The 22,365-nt window shown below is 45.6% G+C and carries 20 protein-coding genes and 1 riboswitch; of the genes, 18 read left to right on the forward strand and 2 right to left on the reverse strand.

The window, feature by feature from the left end:
• Window positions 1-19 precede the first annotated feature (19 nt).
• From cofG to AAC006_RS10730, 8 genes are all read left to right on the forward strand, one after another.
• A complete protein-coding gene (cofG, locus tag AAC006_RS10695) occupies window positions 20-1,177 on the forward strand; it encodes a 7,8-didemethyl-8-hydroxy-5-deazariboflavin synthase CofG (protein WP_013786083.1) in 1,158 nt (385 codons plus the stop codon).
• Complete coding sequence (cofH, locus tag AAC006_RS10700) at window positions 1,170-2,519, forward strand: 5-amino-6-(D-ribitylamino)uracil--L-tyrosine 4-hydroxyphenyl transferase CofH (RefSeq protein ID WP_339891292.1); 1,350 nt, start codon at window positions 1,170-1,172, stop codon at window positions 2,517-2,519. The genes cofG and cofH overlap by 8 nt, the downstream gene beginning before the upstream one ends.
• Window positions 2,516-3,472: a 2-phospho-L-lactate transferase gene (cofD, locus tag AAC006_RS10705; protein WP_339891294.1), complete on the forward strand. Its 957-nt coding sequence runs from the start codon at window positions 2,516-2,518 to the stop codon at window positions 3,470-3,472. The genes cofH and cofD overlap by 4 nt, the downstream gene beginning before the upstream one ends.
• Window positions 3,465-4,076 (forward strand): 2-phospho-L-lactate guanylyltransferase, encoded by a 612-nt coding sequence (gene cofC / locus AAC006_RS10710; protein WP_208805171.1) that lies wholly within the window; start codon window positions 3,465-3,467, stop codon window positions 4,074-4,076. The genes cofD and cofC overlap by 8 nt, the downstream gene beginning before the upstream one ends.
• 10 nt (window positions 4,077-4,086) lie before the next feature.
• Window positions 4,087-4,869: a coenzyme F420-0:L-glutamate ligase gene (cofE, locus tag AAC006_RS10715; protein WP_013786087.1), complete on the forward strand. Its 783-nt coding sequence runs from the start codon at window positions 4,087-4,089 to the stop codon at window positions 4,867-4,869.
• Window positions 4,866-5,546, forward strand: a complete 681-nt coding sequence (gene npdG / locus AAC006_RS10720; protein WP_126872683.1) for an NADPH-dependent F420 reductase — start codon at window positions 4,866-4,868, stop codon at window positions 5,544-5,546. Before cofE ends, npdG begins: the two co-directional genes overlap by 4 nt.
• Before the next feature lie 144 nt (window positions 5,547-5,690).
• Window positions 5,691-6,692, forward strand: coding sequence for a TIGR03842 family LLM class F420-dependent oxidoreductase (locus AAC006_RS10725; protein WP_013786089.1), 1,002 nt, complete (start codon window positions 5,691-5,693; stop codon window positions 6,690-6,692).
• A gap of 397 nt (window positions 6,693-7,089) precedes the next feature.
• Window positions 7,090-9,408, forward strand: a complete 2,319-nt coding sequence (locus AAC006_RS10730; protein WP_260563498.1) for a TonB-dependent receptor — start codon at window positions 7,090-7,092, stop codon at window positions 9,406-9,408.
• 131 nt (window positions 9,409-9,539) lie between these two features.
• On the opposite strand, the gene AAC006_RS10735 is transcribed toward AAC006_RS10730, so the two are convergent.
• The gene (locus AAC006_RS10735) at window positions 9,540-10,013 is read right to left on the reverse strand and encodes an RHS repeat-associated core domain-containing protein (RefSeq protein WP_208805170.1); all 474 of its coding nucleotides are present in this window, start codon (window positions 10,011-10,013) and stop codon (window positions 9,540-9,542) included.
• A 172-nt stretch (window positions 10,014-10,185) separates the two neighbouring features.
• On the opposite strand from AAC006_RS10735, the gene AAC006_RS10740 reads away from it, so the two are divergent.
• The 10 genes from AAC006_RS10740 (at window position 10,186) to AAC006_RS10785 (ending at window position 21,512) form a co-directional block, all read left to right on the forward strand.
• A complete protein-coding gene (locus tag AAC006_RS10740) occupies window positions 10,186-10,809 on the forward strand; it encodes a DUF6088 family protein (RefSeq protein ID WP_041452613.1) in 624 nt (207 codons plus the stop codon).
• Window positions 10,806-11,879, forward strand: coding sequence for a nucleotidyl transferase AbiEii/AbiGii toxin family protein (locus AAC006_RS10745; protein WP_126872684.1), 1,074 nt, complete (start codon window positions 10,806-10,808; stop codon window positions 11,877-11,879). The genes AAC006_RS10740 and AAC006_RS10745 overlap by 4 nt, the downstream gene beginning before the upstream one ends.
• Window positions 11,880-12,010: 131 nt before the next feature.
• Window positions 12,011-12,124: riboswitch (TPP riboswitch) on the forward strand.
• Window positions 12,125-12,281: 157 nt separating this feature from the next.
• Complete coding sequence (thiC, locus tag AAC006_RS10750; protein ID WP_244360371.1) at window positions 12,282-14,219, forward strand: phosphomethylpyrimidine synthase ThiC; 1,938 nt, start codon at window positions 12,282-12,284, stop codon at window positions 14,217-14,219.
• Window positions 14,216-15,841 (forward strand): thiamine phosphate synthase, encoded by a 1,626-nt coding sequence (gene thiE / locus AAC006_RS10755; protein ID WP_339891296.1) that lies wholly within the window; start codon window positions 14,216-14,218, stop codon window positions 15,839-15,841. The genes thiC and thiE overlap by 4 nt, the downstream gene beginning before the upstream one ends.
• Window positions 15,834-16,598, forward strand: coding sequence for a HesA/MoeB/ThiF family protein (locus AAC006_RS10760; protein ID WP_339891297.1), 765 nt, complete (start codon window positions 15,834-15,836; stop codon window positions 16,596-16,598). Before thiE ends, AAC006_RS10760 begins: the two co-directional genes overlap by 8 nt.
• Window positions 16,586-16,807 carry a sulfur carrier protein ThiS gene (thiS, locus tag AAC006_RS10765; protein ID WP_208805168.1) on the forward strand — a complete coding sequence of 74 codons (222 nt, stop codon included), beginning with the start codon at window positions 16,586-16,588 and terminating at the stop codon, window positions 16,805-16,807. The genes AAC006_RS10760 and thiS overlap by 13 nt, the downstream gene beginning before the upstream one ends.
• Window positions 16,808-17,575, forward strand: coding sequence for a thiazole synthase (locus tag AAC006_RS10770; protein ID WP_208805167.1), 768 nt, complete (start codon window positions 16,808-16,810; stop codon window positions 17,573-17,575).
• Between the two features lie 7 nt (window positions 17,576-17,582).
• Complete coding sequence (thiH, locus tag AAC006_RS10775; protein WP_013786099.1) at window positions 17,583-18,707, forward strand: 2-iminoacetate synthase ThiH; 1,125 nt, start codon at window positions 17,583-17,585, stop codon at window positions 18,705-18,707.
• A gap of 194 nt (window positions 18,708-18,901) precedes the next feature.
• A complete protein-coding gene (locus AAC006_RS10780) occupies window positions 18,902-20,083 on the forward strand; it encodes a YHYH protein (protein ID WP_013786100.1) in 1,182 nt (393 codons plus the stop codon).
• Window positions 20,084-20,285: 202 nt separating this feature from the next.
• Window positions 20,286-21,512 (forward strand): threonine/serine exporter family protein, encoded by a 1,227-nt coding sequence (locus AAC006_RS10785; RefSeq protein WP_013786101.1) that lies wholly within the window; start codon window positions 20,286-20,288, stop codon window positions 21,510-21,512.
• A 106-nt stretch (window positions 21,513-21,618) separates the two neighbouring features.
• On the opposite strand, the gene AAC006_RS10790 is transcribed toward AAC006_RS10785, so the two are convergent.
• Window positions 21,619-22,365: DUF697 domain-containing protein (locus AAC006_RS10790; protein WP_339891300.1), on the reverse strand; the 747-nt coding region annotated here is incomplete at its 5' end.

A 22,365-nucleotide genomic window follows, 5' to 3' on the forward strand; every position in this document is an offset into this window, starting at 1 on the left:
CTTGCAGGAGACGCCCATTATGCTATCGCGCCAACACGCCATTGCCCTTGAACATGCTACAGGTGCACAGCTAGATGCACTTTGCGAACAAGCTGCAGGCGTTCGCGATACGCACTGGCCTAATACCCTCACGTACTCACGAAAGATATTTATTCCACTTACAAACATGTGTAGGGATACCTGTGGTTATTGCACGTTTGTAAAACATCCAGATTCGGGGCAAGCCAATATCTTAAACCCAAGTCAGGTGTTAGCTTCCGTGCTAAAAGGTCAGGCGCAAGGGTGTAAAGAAGCCTTGTTTAGCTTGGGTGAAAAACCGGAGAAGCGTTATCGCTACGCGAAAGATTGGTTGGCAACATTGGGCCATACCAGCATGGTGGATTACCTTACCGAAGTATGTGAAATGGTGCTGGATAAAAGCTTGATGATCCCCCATGTGAATGCGGGAACGTTAACCTTTAACGAACTGAAACAGCTGAAAAACGTAAGCGGCAGCATGGGTATGATGCTCGAGTGCACCAGCGACCGTTTGATGAAAAAGGGCCAACCCCATTATGCCTGTCCAGACAAAGTGCCAGGTATTCGCTTAAAAACTTTGGAAGACGCAGGAAAGCTAGATATTCCCTTCACCACCGGCATTCTTATTGGCATTGGTGAAACGTGGGAAGAACGTGTTGATAGCTTAATGGCGATTAACACCCTGTACCAAGAATACGGCCATATTCAAGAAGTCATTGTTCAGAATTTTCGCGCAAAAGCCGGTACAGCCATGGCAAATGCACCAGAGCCTACCCTAGATGATATGCGCCGCACATTGGCCATGGCACGGTTAATATTAGACCCGGCTATTTCACTGCAGGCGCCGCCTAACCTAGCCCAAGAATACCCTCACTACATAGCCGCAGGCATTAACGATTGGGGCGGTATTTCACCGTTAACGAAAGATTTTATTAACCCTGAACGTAGCTGGCCGCAAATTACAGAATTAGCCACTGCATGCGAGCAACAAGGCTATGCATTGCAAGAGCGTTTAACGGTATATCCAAAGTACCTACAAGCTGGCGAACGTTACGTTACCAAAGCGTTGCATCAAGCTATGCCAGCTTGGCGCAACGACGGCCTTGCCGTAGAGCAATGTATAGATAACACCACTTTTCAAGGAGTTGCTCATGGGTAACATACTGCAAAATATCACCTCGGTTTCACCTTGCGACCTAACCCCAGCGGGCGACTTCACCTTACCGTACAGCGATACGCCTATTCAAAGTAAGCTAAGCCAACTTCGCCCTGCTATTGCACATATTTTACAGCGGGCTTTAGAAGGTAAAATGCTTAACCACGAAGAAGCAGAAGCCTTGTTTTACTGCCAAGGGCCAGAAACAGATGCCTTGTTGCATACCGCAGACATTGTGCGTGAACTGCGCACCGGCAATGATGCATCCTTTGTGATCACTCGTAATATTAACTTTACCAACGTATGCCATATGGGCTGTCAGTTTTGTAATTTTGGGGTGAATAAAAACGCTGGCGATGCAGAGTTTTTAGCCCCTCATCAAGTGGCCGCTAGAGCCAAAGAAGCCCACGCTCGCGGCGCAACAGAAATTTGTGTTCAAGGTGGTTTGCATCCTGACTTACCTGCCGGTTTTTACGGTGATTTACTTGATACGGTGTCATCTACCGTACCCGATATTCATATTCATGCCTATTCGCCCTTTGAAATTTGGTATGGCGCAATGAAAGGCCGCAAAACCTATACAGAATTATTAACCGACTTAAAACAACGTGGCTTGGCTTCTATGCCAGGTACGGCTGCTGAAATTCTTGATACCGAAGTAAGGCGCAAGCTAACTAAAAATAAACTCAGCACCGAAAACTGGCTTAAAATCATCGAAACTGCGCATAACGTTGGCTTACCAACCACATCCACCATTATGTATGGACATATAGATGGGCCATCGCACTGGGCCGCTCATCTTATTTTATTGCGTGACATGCAAGCGCGGACTGGCGGCTTTACCGAATTTGTTCCGTTAGGCTTTATACATAATGACAGCCCCCTTTACAAAAATAACCCTAGCGAAGTAAGAACCGGCCCAACTGCCGATGAGCATTTCAAAATGCACGCCATTGCGCGATTAGTGTTACAAGGCTATATCGATAATATTCAAGCCTCATGGGTAAAAATGGGCCCAGATATGGCGTCAAAAGTGCTACGCGCAGGCGCTAACGACTTAGGCGGTACGCTAATGAACGAGAGTATTTCTCGTGCAGCAGGGGCTAGCCATGGTCAGGAAATTGTCCCTAGGGATATGGTGAACTTTATTCAGCGTGCGGGGCTAAACGCCCATCAGCGCAATACCTCGTACGACGTAGTTACCCCCTACGGCCGAGACAAAAAGCCAGCTCACCAAGAGGCGCTTGTGGGTTCAGAAGTTGCCAAGCCAGTATCTAAAACTCCCAAGCCAGCCATTAGTCCATTTAACGCAGCATCTCACATTCCCGTGAAGGTAAGCGCATGAAGAACATAGTGTTATTCGCAGGCGGCGTAGGCGGTGCAAAAGCCGCAAAGGGCCTGTATCAATCAGACTACAAAGATAACCTAACCATTATTGGCAATGTGGGTGATGACGACGAGTTTCATAATTTATGGGTGTCGCCTGACCTAGACACGCTCACCTACACGTTGGCGAACGAAGTAAATCCAGTCACTGGCTGGGGTCTTAAAAACGACAGCTGCCGCATATTGTCGCGACTTGCTCAGTTTGGATCTAGTACGTGGATGCACTTGGGCGACATGGATATTGCCACCCATATTTTCAGAAGTGCTAAGCGAGCAGAAGGTACTAGCATGACGGCCATCACGCGCCAAATTACTACCCGATTAGGTATTACCGTACCTTTGCTGCCAGCTACCGACGATACCGTGCAAACCCGACTCAAGACCGAAAACGGCTGGGTAGACTTTCAAACTTACTTTGTACATCAACGCTGCGAAGCTGATGTAACTGATATAGCGTACAAAGGTGCAGAGTTCGCCTCTGCCACACCGGAAGTATTAGCCGCCATAGAAGCTGCAGACATCATTGTTTTTGCCCCTAGCAACCCGTTGCTCAGTATTGCACCTATGCTTGCTATACCACAAATTCGCGATGCACTAGCAGCAAGTGAATCCACGAAAATTGCGGTATCGCCACTTATAGGAGGAAAAGCAATAAAAGGCCCTGCTGAAAAGCTACTACAGCAAATGAGCTATACGCCGGGCAACAAAGGCATTGCTGAATTCTACCAAGGCCTGTGCGATGTATTAGTAATTGATAATCAAGATGATGGCGACATAGACACCATCGAAAGCTTTGGCTTACATGCGCATTGCACGTCAACCCTAATGAAATCAGACCAAGACAAAGTCACCCTTATGGAAGAGGTTATTTCGGCGGCCACCGCTTATCAACTGGAGGAGCCTTGTGCATAAACTATGCGTTGTTATTCCAATGAAAGACCCGGCGTTTAGTAAGCAGCGCTTGTCACCGCATTTACCTGCCAGTGTGCGTAAAGCCTTAGCAATCAAACTGTTTAAGAAAACCGTTATGTCGTTAAACGGTGCGTTTCCTCAATGGCAGAAACTGGTAGTAACGCCGTCACTTTATATCGCCGATTTAGCCACCAGCTTGGGTTGCAAGGTCATATTCGAGCAAAAAGGCAGTAATTTAAATACCGCGCTTGCCCAAGCTACTGAGTGGAGTATGTCTCACGGCTTTACCCACCAGCTTATTTTGCCTGCCGATATCGCTCGGTTGGATGCAACCGAACTAACGTCAATTACCTCACTAGCCTCAGGAGACACCTCTGTAGTTATTGGCAGTGCCTATGATGGCGGCACAAACGCGCTTTGCACAACACCACCAAATGCCATCGACTTTGCATTTGGTAAAGCGTCTTCTTATGAACATCATCAAGCTGCTATAGAAAAAGGCTTAAAGTGCGTAACGATACAGCCCAAATACCTAAGTCAAGACATCGACCATCCAGACGATCTTCGGCACGTGAATGACGTTATCGACTCTTTGATTGCTTAAGGTAGAAAGTATGCGAGCACTTACCATCAACACAATTGAAGGCCTACCGGATATCCGCGAAGGCGACAATCTTGTGGGCTTGATAATTGAGAAGCTTACCGCACAGCGACAGGTTTTATGTGAAGGCGATGTATTGGTTATTGCCCAGAAAATCATATCGAAGGCTGAAGGCGCGGTTTGCCATGTTGACGATATTACCCCAACGCAAGAGGCCATAGACGTGGCTGAAAAGGTGAATAAAGACCCTCGCAAAGTTACGGTTATTTTATCGGAATCTACCCGCTTGGTAAAAGTGCATAAACACCCTGGCGCTAACGAAGGCATTATTCTTACCGAACATCGTTTAGGTCATATTAGTGCTAACGCAGCGGTTGATGAGTCGAACACCGATAACCCAGGCGAGTTAATTTTACTCCCCAAAGATCCCGACGCTAGTGCGCGAGAAATTGCTGAAAGTCTATGCAAATATTATGGCGCACCAGCCCACAGTATTGGCGTGGTGATAAGTGATACCTTTGGCCGCCCTTGGCGATTAGGCCAAACCAATGTGGCCATTGGCGTAGCGAATGTGCCCGCCTTAAACCCACTTTTTGGTGAATGTGATGCTTGGGGTCGCCCCCTAAAAGTTACAGCGCCTGCCCTTGCCGATGAACTTGCTGCAGCTTCTGGCTTGCTGATGAGTAAACAAGGTAAGTGTCCCGTTATTTTATTCAAAGGGCTTGAATGGGAAAGTAACCCAGACAGTAAAGCCTCAGACCTGTTAAGACCAACCCAAGAGGATTTATTTGCATGAAGATTGCTATTTTAGGCGGCACTGGCCCGCAAGGTTCGGGGCTAGCGAAACGCTTCGCCCTAGCGGGAATAGACGTCGTTATTGGTTCACGAGATGGTGAGCGGGCAGCAGAAAAAGCCCAAGCATTACAAGAATCTATTGCAGCGGCAAGTACCGCCACAACGGGCACCATCAGTGGCACAGATACGATTGCAGCCACATCGGCAGCGGATGAGTTCGTTATTATTTCAGTACCTTGGGCTGCGCATCACGCGACCTTAGATGCAATCCGTCCATTGCTTCGCGACAAAATCGTTATCGATATTGTTGTACCGCTGGCAGAGAACAACCCCAAAGCGGTTGCCATGCCGCCAGAAGGCTCAGCCACAGAATCTGCCCAAGCATTGTTAGGCGATGACTATGCCGTGGTAGGTGCGCTACATAATGTATCTGCTGTCACCCTTAACAACCTTGAGCAAAGCATTAACTGCGACATTTTGGTCTGCGGTAATCAGCTTGAAGCCAAAAATAAAGTCATAGCATTGCTAGATAACTTAGGTGTTCAAAGTTACAACGCTGGCCTAGCAGAAAGTGCCCGCTGTATTGAAGCCATCACCCCCATTTTGATTCGCTTAAACATATCCAAAGCAGTGCCATTTAGCCATGCAGGTATTCGTATCTGCCCACCCGATCATTAAAACGGCGACGTAAAAAACAAGGTAAGCAGCTAGTGATTAGCTACTAGGTATTAGCTACTAGGTATTAGCTGCCAAATAAATTAAGCAAAGAAAATTAAGTAAAGACACGCATTAAACAAAATAGAAAAAGCAGAGGAAGAACTCATGGAATTTGGTATTACATTTAAAGGCTTTGTTAGCCCAGATCGTGCCCGTAAATTAGTAAAAATGGCCGAAGAAGCCGGTTTCGATTATTGCTGGTTTTACGATTCACACATTCTTTGGCGCGAGTCTTTCGTGGCAATGGCTATGTGTATGGAGCACACCACCAAAATGCGCTTTGGCCCCTGTGTGACTAACCCTAACGTACGTGACTGGTCGGTAGCGGCAAGCTTGTACGCCAGCTTGGCGTTGCAAAGTAATGGCCGTTTCGACATTGGTTTAGGCCGTGGCGATTCTTCCATGCGCGTAATGGGTAAAAAGCCTGCTAACCTAGCCCGCTTAACCGAATTCACTCACAAAGTGAAAGCCATGGTGCGCGGAGAAGAAGTGATGTACGGCGAATGCGAAAAGCCGGTTAAATTCCCTTGGGCTACAGGCTATGAACTGCCAGTTTGGGTGGGCGCTTATGGCCCGAAAGCCCTAGCAGTAGCTGGCGAGCATGGCGATGGTGTTATTCTTCAAATCGGCGACCCAGATTTAGTGCAATGGTTTGGCCAACAGTGCCAAGACGCAGGCAACAAGGTTGAGCGCGACATGAGCGACTTCAAAGTTCAAGCGGCTGCACCTGCATACTTTGGTGACATGGAAACCTGTATTGAAAAAACCAAATGGTTCCCTGCCATGGTAGGTAATCACGTGGCTGATATTGTAGAAAAATACGGTACAGATTCAGGCTTAGTACCAAAAAGCTTAACCGATTATATAGAACAACGTCGTGGCTACGATTATTCAAAACATGGTCAAAGCGATAACCCTTACCTAGACTTTATTACCGACGACATCGTAAAAAGCTTCTGTGTATTAGGTGAAGCTGAAGATCACATTACTAAAATTCAGGCACTTAAAAATGCCGGAACCACGCAATTTAATATCTATTTAGACAACGGTGATGAAGAAAATATTATCACCCGTTACGGCAAAGAAGTTATCCCTGCCTTCCGATAAATTTGGTGACTAGCCAAGGGTGAGTTTCACGTAAATTATTGTCATTTAATTTGCGTGAAACTTCGCCCTACGCTATCGCTTTTCCTTATAGCCATATCAATAAACCCTTTACCCTAAATCAGTTCCAACACCATAAAAAACAAACTTTACCTATATATATTAGCTATTTAAGCACCAACCACCTAATTTCGCTTAAATCACCACATTGTTAATATATTGTAAACTTAGGAAAGTAAATGCCACTTAGTTTCATAAATATGAAACATGACTTCGACACATGAATATTTACCCCTTGGTAAAACCCCTTTAGTTTCGTTAGAACAAAAGTTAATCAAATAAAAAACAAAAAAATACTTCTATGTAGTTTGTAGATGTAACAACAACAAGAAGGGAACACATGATGAAATCGAAACAGACGCTATGCGCTTTAGCAATCGGATTAGCACTTCAATCTTCATACACTGCAGCAGCAGATTCGGTGGTACTTGAAAAAATTACGGTTACTTCGCAAAAGCGTGAGCAATACATAAACGACGTAAGTATTGCGGTAACGGCATTTAGTGGCGAGCAAATGGAGTCACTAGGTTTTGAAAGCAGCACTGATCTTATTGCGTTTACGCCAGGTGTATCCCTAGCCGGTGATATTGGTGGTCAACGTGCCATCTTTAACATTCGCGGTGTTGTACAAAACGATTACGCCGACATTGCTGAAGCTCCTGTTGCGGTATACGTAGATGGCGGGTACTTAGCCAGTACACAAGCGCAAACATTCGGTTTATTCGATATAGCCCGTGTTGAAATATTAAAAGGCCCACAGGGCACCCTTTTTGGCCGTAACGCCACTGGCGGTATGGTAAATACCATTACAGCGAAACCTACTGAAGAAGTGGAAGGTTACGCTGAACTCACTTTCGCTAGCTTCGAACAAAAACGCTTTGAAGGTGCGGTATCTGGCGCATTAAGCGATAAAGTATCGGGCCGTATCTCTGTGATGGCGAACCATATGGGTAACATCCTTGAGAACGTGTACGAAGATGAAGCGGCCCCCGACACCCGTGCCGGAAGTATTGGTGGCGGCGAAGACGGTTACAACGACGATACCAAAGCATTTCGTGCACAGTTAAACTTTGACTTAAGCGCTAATTCTAACCTTTTGGTTAGTGCAAACTGGGCCGATACCACAAAAAGTGAAGGCCCTTATCAGGTAGTTAATACCACAGAAGTTAAAGACGCTGCTGGTAATGTTATTGATGTTATTTACGCCGCTGACGATCCTCTAGGCTGCGACACCATTCAAGCTGGCGCTTGTGTAGACGGTAACTTTAACGGTGATCCGTTGCGCCCAGTTCAAGGCGGTGACTTTAACGGTAATATCGACCCTGATGGTAGCGGCGAAAAAGTAAATAAAGATTTCGCCTTTGACGATCAAAACAAAATTAAGTCACGCGGCCTAGCGGCAACTTATGAATATGACTTTGACGACTTCACCTTTACCTCGGTGACCGACTGGAAAAACTTTACCCGTGTTATCGGCCTAGATTCAGATCAAACCGCCTCACCAGAATTGATTTTCCAATCAGACGGCGACATTACCCAGTTCAGTGAAGAGTTGCGCGTAAGCGGCAACACTATGAACAGCAAATGGGTGGCAGGTTTTTATTACTTAAGCATTGAAACCGACTACCTGCAAGGCTTAGCTGCAAGCCCAACGGGCGGTTATCTAGCCGGTGAAGAGCAAAACACGTTAGCCACCATTGATACCGACTCCTACTCTGTATTCGGGCAAATTGACTACGATTTAACCGACGAACTCGTGCTGGTATCGGGTTTACGTTTAGTACGTGAAAATAAGTCGATGGATGGCCAATTGCGTCAAAACGCCAACTTGGTAGACCGTGATATTGAAGTAGATTACGGCATTGATCCATTGGTAGATGTAGCCATGGATAATGATGAAACCATGTGGTCTGCAAAGCTACAGTTAGATTATAAACCAAACTCAGATACGCTTTTATATGCTGGTATTAACCGAGGCGTAAAAGCAGGTAACTTCAACGCGCCTTTAGGCGGTAGTTTTAGCACCTACGACGCCGAAGTACTTCTTGCCTATGAAGCGGGCGCAAAGCTAACCCTTATGGACGGTAAAGCACAGTTAAACAGTAGTATTTTCTACTATGATTACTCTGATTATCAGTCGTTTTCGTGGGTGAATAATGCTGGCGTAGTGTTCAACGAAGACGCGCAATTTACCGGTGCTGAAGTTGAGCTACTATTAAACCCTATTGATGCACTAGACATCATGTTCGGCGTGTCTTACACCGATGCTGTGGTAGAAGATTTAGAAGTAGCTTCAGGCGTATTTGTAGACACCACGCCCCCTTACACACCTGAGTGGCAATCATCAGGTTTAGTACGCTACACATGGGATATAGACAGCGGCAGTGTTGCAGCCCTAGTAAGCGGTTCATACCAGTCAGAAGCTTTCCACAACGCAAGAAACTTTACTGCGCATACCATCGAAAGCCACTTCAAAGCCGATGCACGCATTACCTGGACTGACAAAGAAGATTTATGGAGCGTAGCCGCTTATGTAGATAACCTTACCGATTCAGACCACGAATTAATTGGTTTCGACGTATCAGGCTTCTACGGAAACTCACAAATCTCTTACGCAAAACCACGCACTTACGGCGTTACGGTAAGACGTAATTTCTAAGAAAGACGGGGCTCATTGAAGTGACCCCTAATAGTTGGACTATCCAATTACTGGGGGTCACTTCAGAGTGCGAGGCTTTGGATTTATAATTAAGTTTTGTTTAAATTGCCTAAGACGTTTGATGTTCCTCTTTATAAGTTCTCCGGCTTTAAAATTGCTTTGCATAGGGGGCAACTGTCTGGATTTAATACAACTCCGCCCTGAGCAACTATTGTAAATGGCACAGTATCGCATTTTGGGCAAGTATAAACTGTTAATGTGAATACAACCCAAGCTATTAAACTTAATGTGAATACAGTAATTCCTATGCTCAGCCGTTGTCCCTCAAAACTGTCCAAGGTAAATAGAAGAGGGAGAAAAACACAACTGCAAACAATGGATATTAAAATCCATTTTTTTCTTCTTCTTTGAAATTCACTAGCAATTCCATAAGGCGTCACTTTTACCTGCCTATAATATTTTTCCTCACCATTCGGATCAGTGTATTTAAAAAGGTTATTTGCGACATAAAAGTACCTGTTAAACGTATCTACCTCACCAGTATACCCAACAAGATCATTCGAATAAAACCGCCCGATAACAGGTTCATAGTATCGTGCCTGCATATAAATTAGTACAATTTATAAACCACCAAAAACTTAAGAATGTGTTTTCCCGGGCGAATATATAGCAACATGTCACACCAGTCAATCCTGACATAATTAACCTTGAAAACACCATAAATAGTAGGATACAATGGGTTCACCATAGAATAAATTTGTCAGCATTTAAATAGATATGTCCGTGTCCGCATTGGTTAATAATAGGTTATCTCGTATGCAACGAGGAACACCATTTACAATAGAGAAATTTTATTCTCTAGGCTCTGTTACGGCTGTCCAAAAGGCAATGAGTAGGCTTACAAAAGAGGGGGAAATTGTTCGAGTAGCAAAAGGGATCTACTCTCGACCGAAACCACTAGCGGCCCTCCCATCTATTAAAATTACAGCTAAAGCTGAAGATGTTGCTATAACTTGGGCTAAGGCTAATCACTACAAGATGGTTCCTCAGGGGCTAGAGTCTGCCTACCGATTAGGGCTACAAACTCAAGCTCCATTAAAAACAGTGTTTTGGAGTTCCGGCCCTTCACGTGTATTTAAAGTAGGGAACGAAGAGGTTCAGATCAAACATACTGCTAATTTCAAACTTAGATGGCAGCATCGGCCTGAAGGAGAGTTGTTACGCGGTTTAATGTTCGTATCTCCTGAACATACTTCGATGCAACAATTGAGTACAGCTCTCAAACGTCTCAATATTTCACATGAAGAAAAATTGGTAGTGATAAACAAACTGCTCAACAACAGCAGCTTAAGGACTTGGAAAAACAAGTTATCTAGCATAAAGCAGACCTTGACATCATGAACTTATTTGAACTTTATACCGATAATAAAAACTATAAAGATTTAACTGATATATTCACAATTGGCGCACAACAGCACCCAGTCGGCTTACCTGCAAACTTTTTAGAGAAAGACATTTGGGTAACGGAGATACTAAGATTACTCTATGATGAGTCATTACTAGGTAATCTATCAGTTGCATTTAAAGGTGGAACCGCTTTAAGTAAATGCTGGAGTGCAATTTCGCGTTTCTCTGAAGACATCGATCTTTCAATTCACTGGGCTGACTTATCTGGTCTCTCTGAAGAAGATGAATTAAAAGCATGGCAACAAAGCACCACATCAAAAAGCCAAGCAAAAAAATTCAGAGATAAACAACAAAGTCTATTGGAAGACTGGAGTAATGAATTTTTAGTGGGTCTAAACCAAGAATTGGATAAGTACCAGATTGAAGGTTTATACGCTGAAATTGAGCCAGGTAGCAGAGGTGAAAAAATAGATATTCACTTCCCACGAACCACTCGTGGCTCGAATGATTACCAGCTCGATCATGTTTTGTTAGAATTTGGCGGTCGTAACAGAGGAAAACCTACGGAAACTTTGAATGTCGAGACTTATTTATATCAATGTCCAGATTTGAGTAACTTGGAATTACCCAGAGCCAATGTTAAAGCTTTCCAACAGGATTACATATTATGGGAAAAACTAACGGCTCTTCATCAATTTTCTACACAAACAAAAGAGCCAAACCCTGTCAGGTTGGCTCGTCATTGGTATGATGTTGATTGTTTACTACAAAACAAATTTGCAGACCCGCTTGCAACAACTGAGGCTATGCAGGCTGTTATCGAAATGAAAAAGCACAGGTGGTCCACTCCAGGCGTCGATTTTGAAGCTATTTTAAGCGGTGGATTGCGACTAATTCCTGATGGTGAAAGATTACACGCAGTCAATCAAGATCATGTAGAAGCTATCTCTGGAAAAATGTTTTTTACAGTTCCTGATGAGTTTGAGCATATCGTTTCTCGTTTGACCAATGCACAAAACTTGTTCAACCAGCATACTAGACAATCAGAAACGACTTCAAAATAATCCACTAGCGCCCTCAGCAGAAGGGTGTGTTGCTTGATAAACTTCAAACAGCTTTTTACGGCTAACACGCTTCCCCTACCACGCTAAAACAAGGCTTGAAATTTTATTTTCTTTCGCTTTATACTGATTACAGTTACTTGTCGGAGTGCTCAACTGAATTAATCCAGTGAGCTGAGACCGCGAAAGCGGGATCCGTTGAACCTGATCAGGCTAATACCTGCGAAGGGAACAAGAAAGTACAAAGTGGTAAGTCGTAAATAGTAAAAGTTAAACTATGTGGTATGGCATGAATTTGTCCTTCAGGATTTTGCATGCAATACTGGTCATGCTTTTGCGCACTTTGTATTCTCTCCTCCACTCCTGACAAGCATTTTATAACCTAAACTAACAGGCGAAAATGCTATGTCGACTCGACGCGAACAGCGCCAACAGGCGCAAGACTTTATTAATCAATTGGCCGGTGAGGCCTACCCTAATTCTACTCGTCACTACGAAAAAGGCAGCCGCGACGATATTAACGTTGCCATGCGACTGATTCACCAGCACGACAGCTTAATTGGCGGCACCGAAGAAAAGCCTATATTTGAAAGTAACCCACCCATTGGGGTTTACGATACTTCCGGCCCTTACGGCGACCCAGACGTTACCATTAACGTGCAAAAAGGGTTGGCGCCGCTACGAGAAAACTGGATTAAAGCCCGCGAAAACACGTACCAGCTTGAAGGGGTATCGTCGCACTTCGCGAAGCAACGTGAGCAAGATATTGTCACTGAAGATTTTCGTTTCACGCGCACGCTGAAACCACGCAAAGCCCTAGAAGGTAAAAATGTAACCCAACTGCATTACGCTCGCCAAGGTATTATAACGCCCGAAATGGAATACATTGCCATTCGCGAAAACATGGGCCGCGACGCACTAAAAGACAGCCCGCTAAGCAATCAACACAAAGGCGAGCACTTCGGGGCTAACCTGCCTTCAAACATTACCCCTGAATTTGTTCGCCAAGAAGTGGCAGCTGGTCGCGCGATTATTCCCGCGAACATAAATCACCCTGAACTAGAACCTATGATCATTGGCCGCAATTTTTTAGTCAAAATTAACGCCAATATTGGTAATTCAGCGGTCACCTCGTCTATTGAAGAGGAAGTAGAAAAGCTAGTGTGGTCTACCCGCTGGGGCGCCGATACGCTTATGGATTTATCCACCGGCCGCAACATTCACGAAACACGCGAATGGCTGCTTCGCAACAGCCCTATTCCGTTAGGCACCGTTCCCATTTATCAGGCGCTTGAGAAAGTAAACGGCGTAGCCGAAGACCTTACGTGGGAGCTATTTAAAGACACCCTTATTGAGCAAGCCGAACAAGGGGTAGACTACTTCACCATTCACGCAGGCGTATTGCTTGAATACGTACCGCTTACCGCAAACCGGGTAACGGGTATTGTGTCCCGTGGCGGCTCGATTATGGCCAAGTGGTGCTTAAGCCATCACAAGCAAAGCTTTTTGTATGAACGATTCCGCGATATTTGTAAAATTTGCGCCGCCTACGATGTGTCGCTTTCTTTAGGTGATGGATTACGCCCAGGCAGTGTGGCCGATGCCAATGATGAAGCCCAGTTCTCTGAACTTCGCACCTTAGGTGAGCTGACTAAAATAGCCTGGGAATACGATGTTCAGGTTATGATTGAAGGCCCAGGGCATGTGCCAATGCACATGATCAAAGCCAATATGGAAGAGCAGTTAACCCATTGCCATGAAGCGCCTTTTTACACATTAGGCCCCCTAACTACTGATATCGCGCCAGGTTATGACCACTTCACGTCTGGAATTGGTGCCGCTATGATAGGTTGGTACGGCTGCGCCATGCTTTGTTATGTTACCCCTAAAGAGCATTTGGGTTTGCCCAACAAAGAAGATGTTAAGCAGGGGCTAATTACCTACAAAATTGCGGCACATGCTGCCGACTTAGCGAAAGGCCACCCCGGTGCGCAAATTCGCGATAACGCCATGTCGAAAGCCCGTTTTGAGTTTCGTTGGGAAGACCAGTTCAACCTCGCATTAGACCCCCATACCGCCCGCGCTTATCACGATGAAACCCTGCCCAAGGCCTCGGGTAAAGTGGCACATTTTTGTTCTATGTGCGGCCCCAAGTTTTGCTCTATGAAAATTTCTCAAGAAGTGCGAGATGTAGCCAAAGCTAATCAGGAAGCTGCGCAACAAGACAGTGCTCTTCAAGAAAAAGCACTGCAAGAAAAAGGCATGCAAGACATGGCTACCGCCTTTAATAACTCTGGAGCTGCGCTATATCACGGTGCCGATACCAAGGTGCAGCTGCCGTGATAGAAACAACAAGAGGCTTATTTAAAGCAACACAAGCCATGAGCGAGGAACCCGTTGTATGGGCTATTGGTGGCATAGATACAAGTGGAGGCGCGGGTATAACCCGCGACGCCATTACCCTTGCTGATATAAATGTGCATGCATGCGTATTAACCACCCAGGTCGCAAACCAATCACATTCGATAATGCGAAGCGCATCCGCGCTAAGTATCGATACACTCAATGAACAATGGCAAGCACTCGAAAGCGACCTTCCACCTAGGGCAATAAAGATTGGCGCTATTGCAAACTCTGCTCAAGCCCTATTTTTGTGTGAGCATGTAGTAAAAATAAAACAGTATAAAACCGCTAACTGTTTTGTCGTTTGGGATCCTGTATTGGTAAGTTCGTCAGGAGGCGTTTTAGGTGAACTCAGCCAACATAGTATTGATACGCTTATTGCGACTGTGGATGTTGTAACCCCTAACGTGAAAGAGTTAGCACAGTTAACCGGCTGGCCTGTGCACTGTGAAAAGTCTCTATTAGCCGCGGCACAAGCGCTTATTGCCCGTGGGGCTCAAGCTGTTTACGTTAAAGGCGGCCACGCCCACTGGCAAAGTACAGCAATTGATACTTTCGTGTCAGCGCAGGCGATTCGAATTTTCCAACAACCCCGAGATAACATGGGTAACCTTAGAGGCACAGGTTGCATGTTTTCCAGTGCATTAGCCGGTTTTGTGGCAAGTGATTATGATATTCAAGATGCGCTAACCCTTGCTAATGCATACCTGCATAAAGTGCGTAACGCGTCGGTATTTTCAAGCAGTTCTGTCTGTTCTGCCGACCAAATTCATTGCGCAGGTTTAGTTGGCTTTCCTTTAACGCCGGTACACTATCCTTCTGTCCGCTATGGTGAAAATGACCCTGTTTGGCACAAAACCCCGATGCAATTTCCTAAATTAACCGACACATCACTAGGGATATACCCAGTGGTTAGCGATGTATCGCAATTGGAGGTACTGGTAAAAGCAGGCGCCGCGATTATCCAATTGAGAATAAAATTTGGCACTGAAGATTCCAAGTCGATACAAATAGCGAAGGCTGTAGAGGTAGTAAAGAACACACCCTGTCAGTTATTTATTAACGATGACTGGGAATTAGCCATCAAGCATGGTGCCTACGGCGTACATTTGGGGCAAGAAGATCTCGAAACGGCGAATTTACAGGCCATTTCCCGTGCAGGGCTTAGATTGGGTGTTTCTACCCACGGTTACTGTGAGCTTCAACGCATTAAAAGGCTAAGGCCCTCTTACATTGCACTCGGTCATATCTTTCCCACCACCACAAAAGACATGCCGTCCAAACCACAAGGGCTCGATCGCCTTTCACGTTACGTTCGGCTTTGTGCAGATATCCCTACGGTGGCCATTGGCGGTATTAATTTGTCACGAATTAACACGGTAGCCAGTACTGGCGTGTCGGGTATTGCCGTTGTGCGTGCCGTTACACAAGCAGCGGACCCCGCTGCGGCATTTCACGACTTGTTAAGGCGGATGAATGATGCCGAAGATAATGGCGAAGACAGGGGAGACAGAATTGCCGAGCCTGGCGCATCAGTTCAACACGGCCTTAGCTATGAATAGTGTGCACTTATCTGCCGATGACATCAGCCGTTACAGTCGCCAGTTGCTGCTTGATGACATTGACGAAGAAGGGCAAGCTCGCCTGAAACAAGCATACGCTGTTGTTATCGGGCTTGGAGGGCTAGGTACATTAGTTGCGCGTTACTTGGTGGGTGCAGGTATAGGCAAAGTGTTGCTGGTAGATAACGACACTGTTGATAAGAGTAACATCCATCGGCAAGTGCTGTTTAACCAAGAACATATTGGCCAATACAAAACAAAAGCCAGCTATGCCCAATTGCGCCTAGTAAACCCCCGCCCCCAGATTGAATTAGCCGAGATTAAGGCAAATAGCAGTAACTTACCGTTGCTGATAACCGGTGCCCAGTGCGTGCTGGATTGCAGCGACAACATCACTACCCGAAAAGCCATTAATGCCGCTTGTGTTAACCAGCGCACAGCACTTTTTATTGCTGCCGCCAGCCAGTACAGCTGGCAAGCGATAAACCTGCAATTGAGTGAAAAAAACAGTGGCTGCTACGCATGCCTACTTGCGCACACAAGGGTACAAGAAGACTGCATCAGTCAAGGTATTTTAGGCCCTGTGGTAGGCATGGCAGCATGCTTTCAAGCCACACAAGCATTGCTGTACATGGCGAATCCGAAGACAAATATTACGTGGGGGCAATACCACATTATGAATGTGGCCACTGCGCAGTTTCAGTCTTTTTCACTTCCGGCCTTTGAACACTGCGAGGTATGCCAATGTCCTTTATAACTATTTTATTAAATGATGCACAGATGAGCTGCGCCCCAAACACGTCAGTGTTAGCTTTTCTAACAGACCAAAACATAGGCCAAGACATAAGCCAAAACGGTGTGGCTGTGGCTAAAAACGGCACTATTTTGGCCAAGCCGCTTTGGGATGAAATCCACTTACAAAACAACGATAAGCTTGATATTTTCACGCTTGTAGCAGGAGGGTAAATGCTTACCTTAGCGAATCAAACTTTTTCATCTCGCCTATTAATGGGCACGGGTAAATTTAGCTCGCCAAGCATAATGAAACGCAGCGTAAAAAGTGCCAAAAGCACTATAGTAACCTTAGCCATGAAGCGGCTTTCTGCGCATATTGAGCATGATAATTCCTTAGCACTTTTAAGAGAATTAGACGTTACGCTATTACCGAACACCTCTGGCGCCAAAAACGCACAAGAAGCCATTTTTGCTGCTGAGTTAGCCTATGAAGTGCTCGGTTCGCCATGGATAAAGTTAGAAATACACCCTGACCAACAGCACCTTTTACCAGATCCTATCGAAACTCTACGTGCCGCCGAAGTAATAGTGAAAAAAGGCTTCAATGTGTTGCCTTATTGCCATGCCGACCCTGTGCTTTGTAAGCGGTTAGAAGAAGTGGGCTGCGCAGCGGTTATGCCATTAGGCGCACCTATTGGCACCAATCAAGGGTTACAAACCGCGCCTTTTTTGCGCATTATTATTGAACAAGCGAATGTACCCGTTATTGTTGATGCGGGCATTGGTAAGCCTAGCGAAGCCATGGCGGCCATGGAAATGGGCGCTGATGCTGTGTTGGTGAACACAGCTATTGCTACTGCAAGCAATCCTGTTGCCATGGCGAGCGCTTTTTCTAAAGCCGTTGAAATAGGCCGTAAAGCTTATGAAGCCGGCATGCCTATTACTCATCAAGAAGCCCAGCCTTCTAGCCCCTTAACCCAGTTTTTGGTGCAGGAGTAATTTGAAAATGGGCATTGCAAGCACACTCATGTCGCAAGATTTAACGAATATAGCGCTTTCTATTCAAAGTAAAACCAACAAGCACGTAGAGCAAGCGTTAGGGAAAACCAGCCGCAATTTAGATGATTTTATGGCGCTAATATCCCCTGCTGCCACGCCTTATTTAGAAGAGATGGCCGCGCAATCACAAATGCTAACCCGCGCCCGATTTGGCAATACCATGGGGTTATTTGTGCCCCTATACCTTGCCAATTTATGTGCAAACGAATGTACATATTGCGGTTTCACCATGAGTAACAAAATAAAGCGTACGGTGCTGAATTTGAGCCAAATAGAAACCGAGATAGACGCTATTACCGATATGGGGTTTTCACAAGTATTGCTGGTAACAGGCGAGCACGAACAAAAGGTAGGCATGCCTTATTTTAGTGAAGTGCTACCGGCAATAAGGGCTAAAGCGAGCAACGTCATGATGGAAGTGCAGCCGTTGCCACAAAAAGACTATGAAACCTTAAAGACCCTAGGGGTGGATGCGGTATTAGTTTACCAAGAAACCTATAACCCTCAAGCGTACGCAAAATACCATACTCGGGGCAAAAAGCAGGATTTCTTATGGCGTTTGCAGGCCAGCGATCGTATTGGCGCAGCAGGTATTGATAAAATAGGTATTGGCGCATTATTAGGGTTAGGTGACTGGCGTACCGATAGTGTGATGACTGCCCTGCACGGCCAGCTTATTCAGCAGCATTACTGGCGAAGTCGGGTGGCTATTTCTTTCCCGCGCTTACGACAGTGCGAAGGCAATACCAACGATTCAGTTAATTTATTAACCCAGCAGTTTCCTAACGAAACGCAACTGTTGCAATTGATATGCGCTCACCGTTTGTTTAACCCACAAGCCGAACTGTCCCTATCTACTCGTGAATCGGCGCGATTTCGCGATGGTGTGTTACCACTAGGTATTACCTCTATGTCAGCAGGGTCGCAAACTCAACCTGGCGGTTATAGTGCGCCTTCAGAAGCGCTTAACCAGTTTGATATAGATGACACCCGCGCTGTAAATTTGGTAGCCGCCGCCATTGAAGCAAAAGGGTTGGAGCCGGTATGGAAAGATTGGATGGCTTTTAGTTAGCCATTCAATAAATACCTTATTTTCTGTCACACCCTTTTGTTTGTTTTTGGCCGTTATATATGGCTAAGACATGGCCTCGTCGTGCTATGTAAGCGATGAGTAATACTTATTGTTTCTGAGTGTTAATCCAAAAAGCCCTCTGTAAGCTACTATTACTAAGCAGCTTTGTTTTAACCGTGTGGAAAAGGATAGCAATGAAGAATAACAAACTACGAAGACTAGCGTTGGTTATGGGTGTGTTTACCCTAAGCTCACTTGCCGCGTGCGGCGATCATTCCAACCCAGACTCCCACGAGCACCCAAAAAAAGAATCAACAAAACAAAGTACAAACGCTTCACTCCCAACCACTACCGAATACTTTACTGATGACGTGATTGTTAGTGATGGCCTTGTAGACTGTACATTGAGCGATGGCAGTGAATCTTCGTGTTATATCGTTACTATGCCGGTAAATAGCGGTATAGACGTTGGGCACGACAAAGGGCCGTGGTGCCCGCGTAATATTAACGATACCGCTGAAGACGCGGGAATTTGGTTGAGTGATAACCAAGTATACGATGCGGATGGCAACTTTATAGAAAACCTAGCCACCTTCTATAGTGATGACAATTGGCAGCTGTTTAACCCTGAAACGGGTGAAGTTAAAGTGACCGATAGCAAAGATGCCTGCCTTGCTGCTGCGCGCCCCGATGTTGCCCCCGAATATCAGAACTACTGCGTTGAATGCCAACCTGAATACGCGGAAGATGTTGAACCACAAAAATACCTTATTCCCGCCTACCCTAAAAAAGCATCACGCATTACCCAATTCGACCCTCATGGTGGAGTAGGCCTTGCTTTCAACGGTATTAAGATGGATGCGCCTGCGCCAGTTGATGCCATTTTAGGGGCTTACACTCTTGCCCCCTTTGATGACTGTGGCGGACACGTTAATCCTCATGTTGGGTACCATTACCATGCCATTACCGAATGCTCATCTATTGATACTGCGCTTTCTACCCACGGCAAAATGTTAGGCGTAGCACTAGACGGTTTTACTATTTTTGAACGTAAACTCCCTGATGGACAAGTACCTGATGATCTTGATGACTGCGGCGGGCATGCTCTAGATGGAAGTAGCGTTGATAAAGAGAAAGAGGGTGACATCGGTTACCACTACCATGCTGGCGATGCCGGAAGTAACCAAATTTTAGCCTGTTTCAGTGCACCTCAAGGTTGCGCTATACAGGGTGACAGTATGCAGTGCGATACCAAGCGAGGTGGCCCTGGTGGTCTTGGTGATCATCCTCCTGGTGGCCCTCCTGGAGGTCTTCGTGATGATGGCCCTCCCGGGGATCTTCCACAAAATAAGCGCCTTCCTAGTGACGCATCTTAGTAGAAAAAAGCATTAGTTTTTCTAACGTGAAAATTTAATAAATGTTTTTTGCGTTATGCTTATTTTGCCTCTACAATCCGCGCAAATTTTAGCCAAGCCTTTTTATACTCAAAAGTTCAGGCTTGGCTTATTTCGCTACCGCACTTAGCGGTGAATGCACTTTTATTTTTATTAAAAAATAACCCCCAAGTAGGACAAGTCGTTGGACACTGTAGAATTTATTCAAATTCGGAGATTTATTGTAAAGCTTGGCAAAATGCTGCACAAATACGGCACGCCTGCTTTTCGACTAGAAGCTTACTTACTAGAAGTTGCCACCTACTTAGGCGTGCACGCTTCATTTATTTCCACACCGACTTCATTAACTTTTGTTATTTGGAGTGACAGACACGAAGATGAATACAATCATGCTTCTCGCCTACTTCCCGGCGACCTAGACATGAACGCGCTATCACTTACCGATGAGCTTGCAGGCTCACTACTAAACGGTGAGCTTACTCTAGCAGCAGCCGATAAACGCCTTGATGAAATTGATGCTATGGGTAGCCCCTATGGGAAATGGCTTACGGGTGGCGCCTTCGGTATGGCTACCAGCGCCTTTGCCATGCTAATGGGTGCAAGCTGGGCTGAAATTGGTTGGTCAGGTTTACTAGGCTTACTTGCCTATGTATGGACATTGTGGTCCGAGCGTTCTAAGCGGGTTAATTTAATGCTAGAACCGGCTACCGCTTTCATTGCTGCCCTACTCGCGTGTGCTATTGGTACTTACATCGACCCAGGTATTAACATTCCTCTTATTGTACTTTCCTCGGTAATAGTATTTGTTCCTGGGCTTGCCCTTACCATGGGGCTTGCCGAGCTTTCGTCCCGCAATATGGTATCGGGCACTGCTCGCACCATGGATGCAGTAATGCAGTTGTTTAAGCTTTATTTCGGTGCTTTTTTAGGCGTATCGGCAGGCTTTAGTTTATTTGGCGAGAACGTATACCAACCGGCTGAGTCTTTGCCTTATTGGGCAACGTGGTTATCGGTATTTCTATTATGTTTAGCGCTAGTGGCTATTTTTCGCACCCGGGTTAAACATATTCCATGGGCCATGGCGGCGGCCTTTATTGCATACAGTGCCACGGCGTGGAGCTCTGATTACATGAGCCCCGGATTAGGCGCATTCGTGGGAGCCTTCGCCCTAGGGCTTTTTGCCAATGCTTTCACCCGCATTGCAAATCAGCCTGCTACCATTGTGGCTATGCATGGGCTAATTGTATTGGTGCCGGGGTCTAAAACTTATATTGGGTTGAACTCGTTTATTTCGGGGCAAGACTTTGTACAAGCTGATCATTTAGGTCAAGAAGTGTTCTTGATTTTTATGTCGCTAGTAGCAGGGCTTATATTTGCTAACGTTGTAATGCCAACTAAAAAAGCCCTGTAGTGCGGGGGTAGTTTAGCAAGATACATCGACTTTTCGTCACGTATTCATGCTTGTAAAAGGTATCATTTGGAAAATAACAGCGTTATGAATAACGCTGTTATTCGCCCTATTTTAATAGCTTCATTAACGCCTTTCCTAAACGCACATTAAGCGCCCCTGCGGCGACGGCTTCAGCGGAATTCTCCATAAATTTTGCACTTAACGAACCGCCAATTTGATTGGCTACTTCATCGGTAGCCAAGTCGAATACCCCCTGTGCGGCAATATTTTGGGCAAGTACGCCGAGTAGTTTCCAATTGCCTATGGTGCCAGGTCGAAGGCCATAAATTTTGGCCATGCGCCTTATGGTACGAAAGCTTATCCACATGACTGCAAAAGTTTGAATTAAGTTATTTGGGCTAATAAATGCCAAGCTTCCTGCGGTAATCGATTCTTTGTTAAGTACTTTTTGCGCTTTTTGCTGCACCGCGTTTAATACCGTATCGTGATACAGCCCCAGCCGCTCTTTAGCAGACATATCATTGTGAAGCTGCTTTTGGTAAATAGCGAAACAGTGCGCAGCATAAGACGATGAGGTAAAACGGCTACCATGGCGTTTGAGTACTTTGTCGACGGTCTCAATGCTATCTTCACCGGTTAACGAAGCGATAGTTTGCCCATCATCAATGGCCTTATTGATTTGCTTATAACCTCGCCATTCTCGAAAGCTCAAATAACTGAAACAGGCCACAAAACCACTAAGTAGTGCGGCCAAAGCAGTGCTAGCAATGGGATGCTCGGCTACGCTTGCCGTAAGCGTGGTGTAGGCATCGAAAACAAAGAAGCCAATAATGGAAAGTACACCTAGCCCCAA

The sequence above is a fragment of the uncultured Alteromonas sp. genome (assembly GCF_963976965.1).
Classification (GTDB): domain Bacteria; phylum Pseudomonadota; class Gammaproteobacteria; order Enterobacterales; family Alteromonadaceae; genus Alteromonas; species Alteromonas naphthalenivorans.

What these genes read in the sequence shown, in the direction of transcription:
- cofG (WP_013786083.1), top strand. Translation starts at nt 20, where the DNA reads ATGCTATCGCGCCAACACGCCATTGCCCTTGAACATGCTACAGGTGCA.
- cofH (WP_339891292.1), top strand. Translation starts at nt 1,170, where the DNA reads ATGGGTAACATACTGCAAAATATCACCTCGGTTTCACCTTGCGACCTA.
- cofD (WP_339891294.1), top strand. Translation starts at nt 2,516, where the DNA reads ATGAAGAACATAGTGTTATTCGCAGGCGGCGTAGGCGGTGCAAAAGCC.
- cofE (WP_013786087.1), top strand. Translation starts at nt 4,087, where the DNA reads ATGCGAGCACTTACCATCAACACAATTGAAGGCCTACCGGATATCCGC.
- npdG (WP_126872683.1), top strand. Translation starts at nt 4,866, where the DNA reads ATGAAGATTGCTATTTTAGGCGGCACTGGCCCGCAAGGTTCGGGGCTA.
- AAC006_RS10725 (WP_013786089.1), top strand. Translation starts at nt 5,691, where the DNA reads ATGGAATTTGGTATTACATTTAAAGGCTTTGTTAGCCCAGATCGTGCC.
- AAC006_RS10730 (WP_260563498.1), top strand. Translation starts at nt 7,090, where the DNA reads ATGATGAAATCGAAACAGACGCTATGCGCTTTAGCAATCGGATTAGCA.
- AAC006_RS10735 (WP_208805170.1), bottom strand. Translation starts at nt 10,013, where the DNA reads ATGCAGGCACGATACTATGAACCTGTTATCGGGCGGTTTTATTCGAAT.
- AAC006_RS10740 (WP_041452613.1), top strand. Translation starts at nt 10,186, where the DNA reads ATGTCCGTGTCCGCATTGGTTAATAATAGGTTATCTCGTATGCAACGA.
- AAC006_RS10745 (WP_126872684.1), top strand. Translation starts at nt 10,806, where the DNA reads ATGAACTTATTTGAACTTTATACCGATAATAAAAACTATAAAGATTTA.
- thiC (WP_244360371.1), top strand. Translation starts at nt 12,282, where the DNA reads ATGTCGACTCGACGCGAACAGCGCCAACAGGCGCAAGACTTTATTAAT.
- AAC006_RS10760 (WP_339891297.1), top strand. Translation starts at nt 15,834, where the DNA reads ATGAATAGTGTGCACTTATCTGCCGATGACATCAGCCGTTACAGTCGC.
- thiS (WP_208805168.1), top strand. Translation starts at nt 16,586, where the DNA reads ATGTCCTTTATAACTATTTTATTAAATGATGCACAGATGAGCTGCGCC.
- AAC006_RS10770 (WP_208805167.1), top strand. Translation starts at nt 16,808, where the DNA reads ATGCTTACCTTAGCGAATCAAACTTTTTCATCTCGCCTATTAATGGGC.
- thiH (WP_013786099.1), top strand. Translation starts at nt 17,583, where the DNA reads ATGGGCATTGCAAGCACACTCATGTCGCAAGATTTAACGAATATAGCG.
- AAC006_RS10780 (WP_013786100.1), top strand. Translation starts at nt 18,902, where the DNA reads ATGAAGAATAACAAACTACGAAGACTAGCGTTGGTTATGGGTGTGTTT.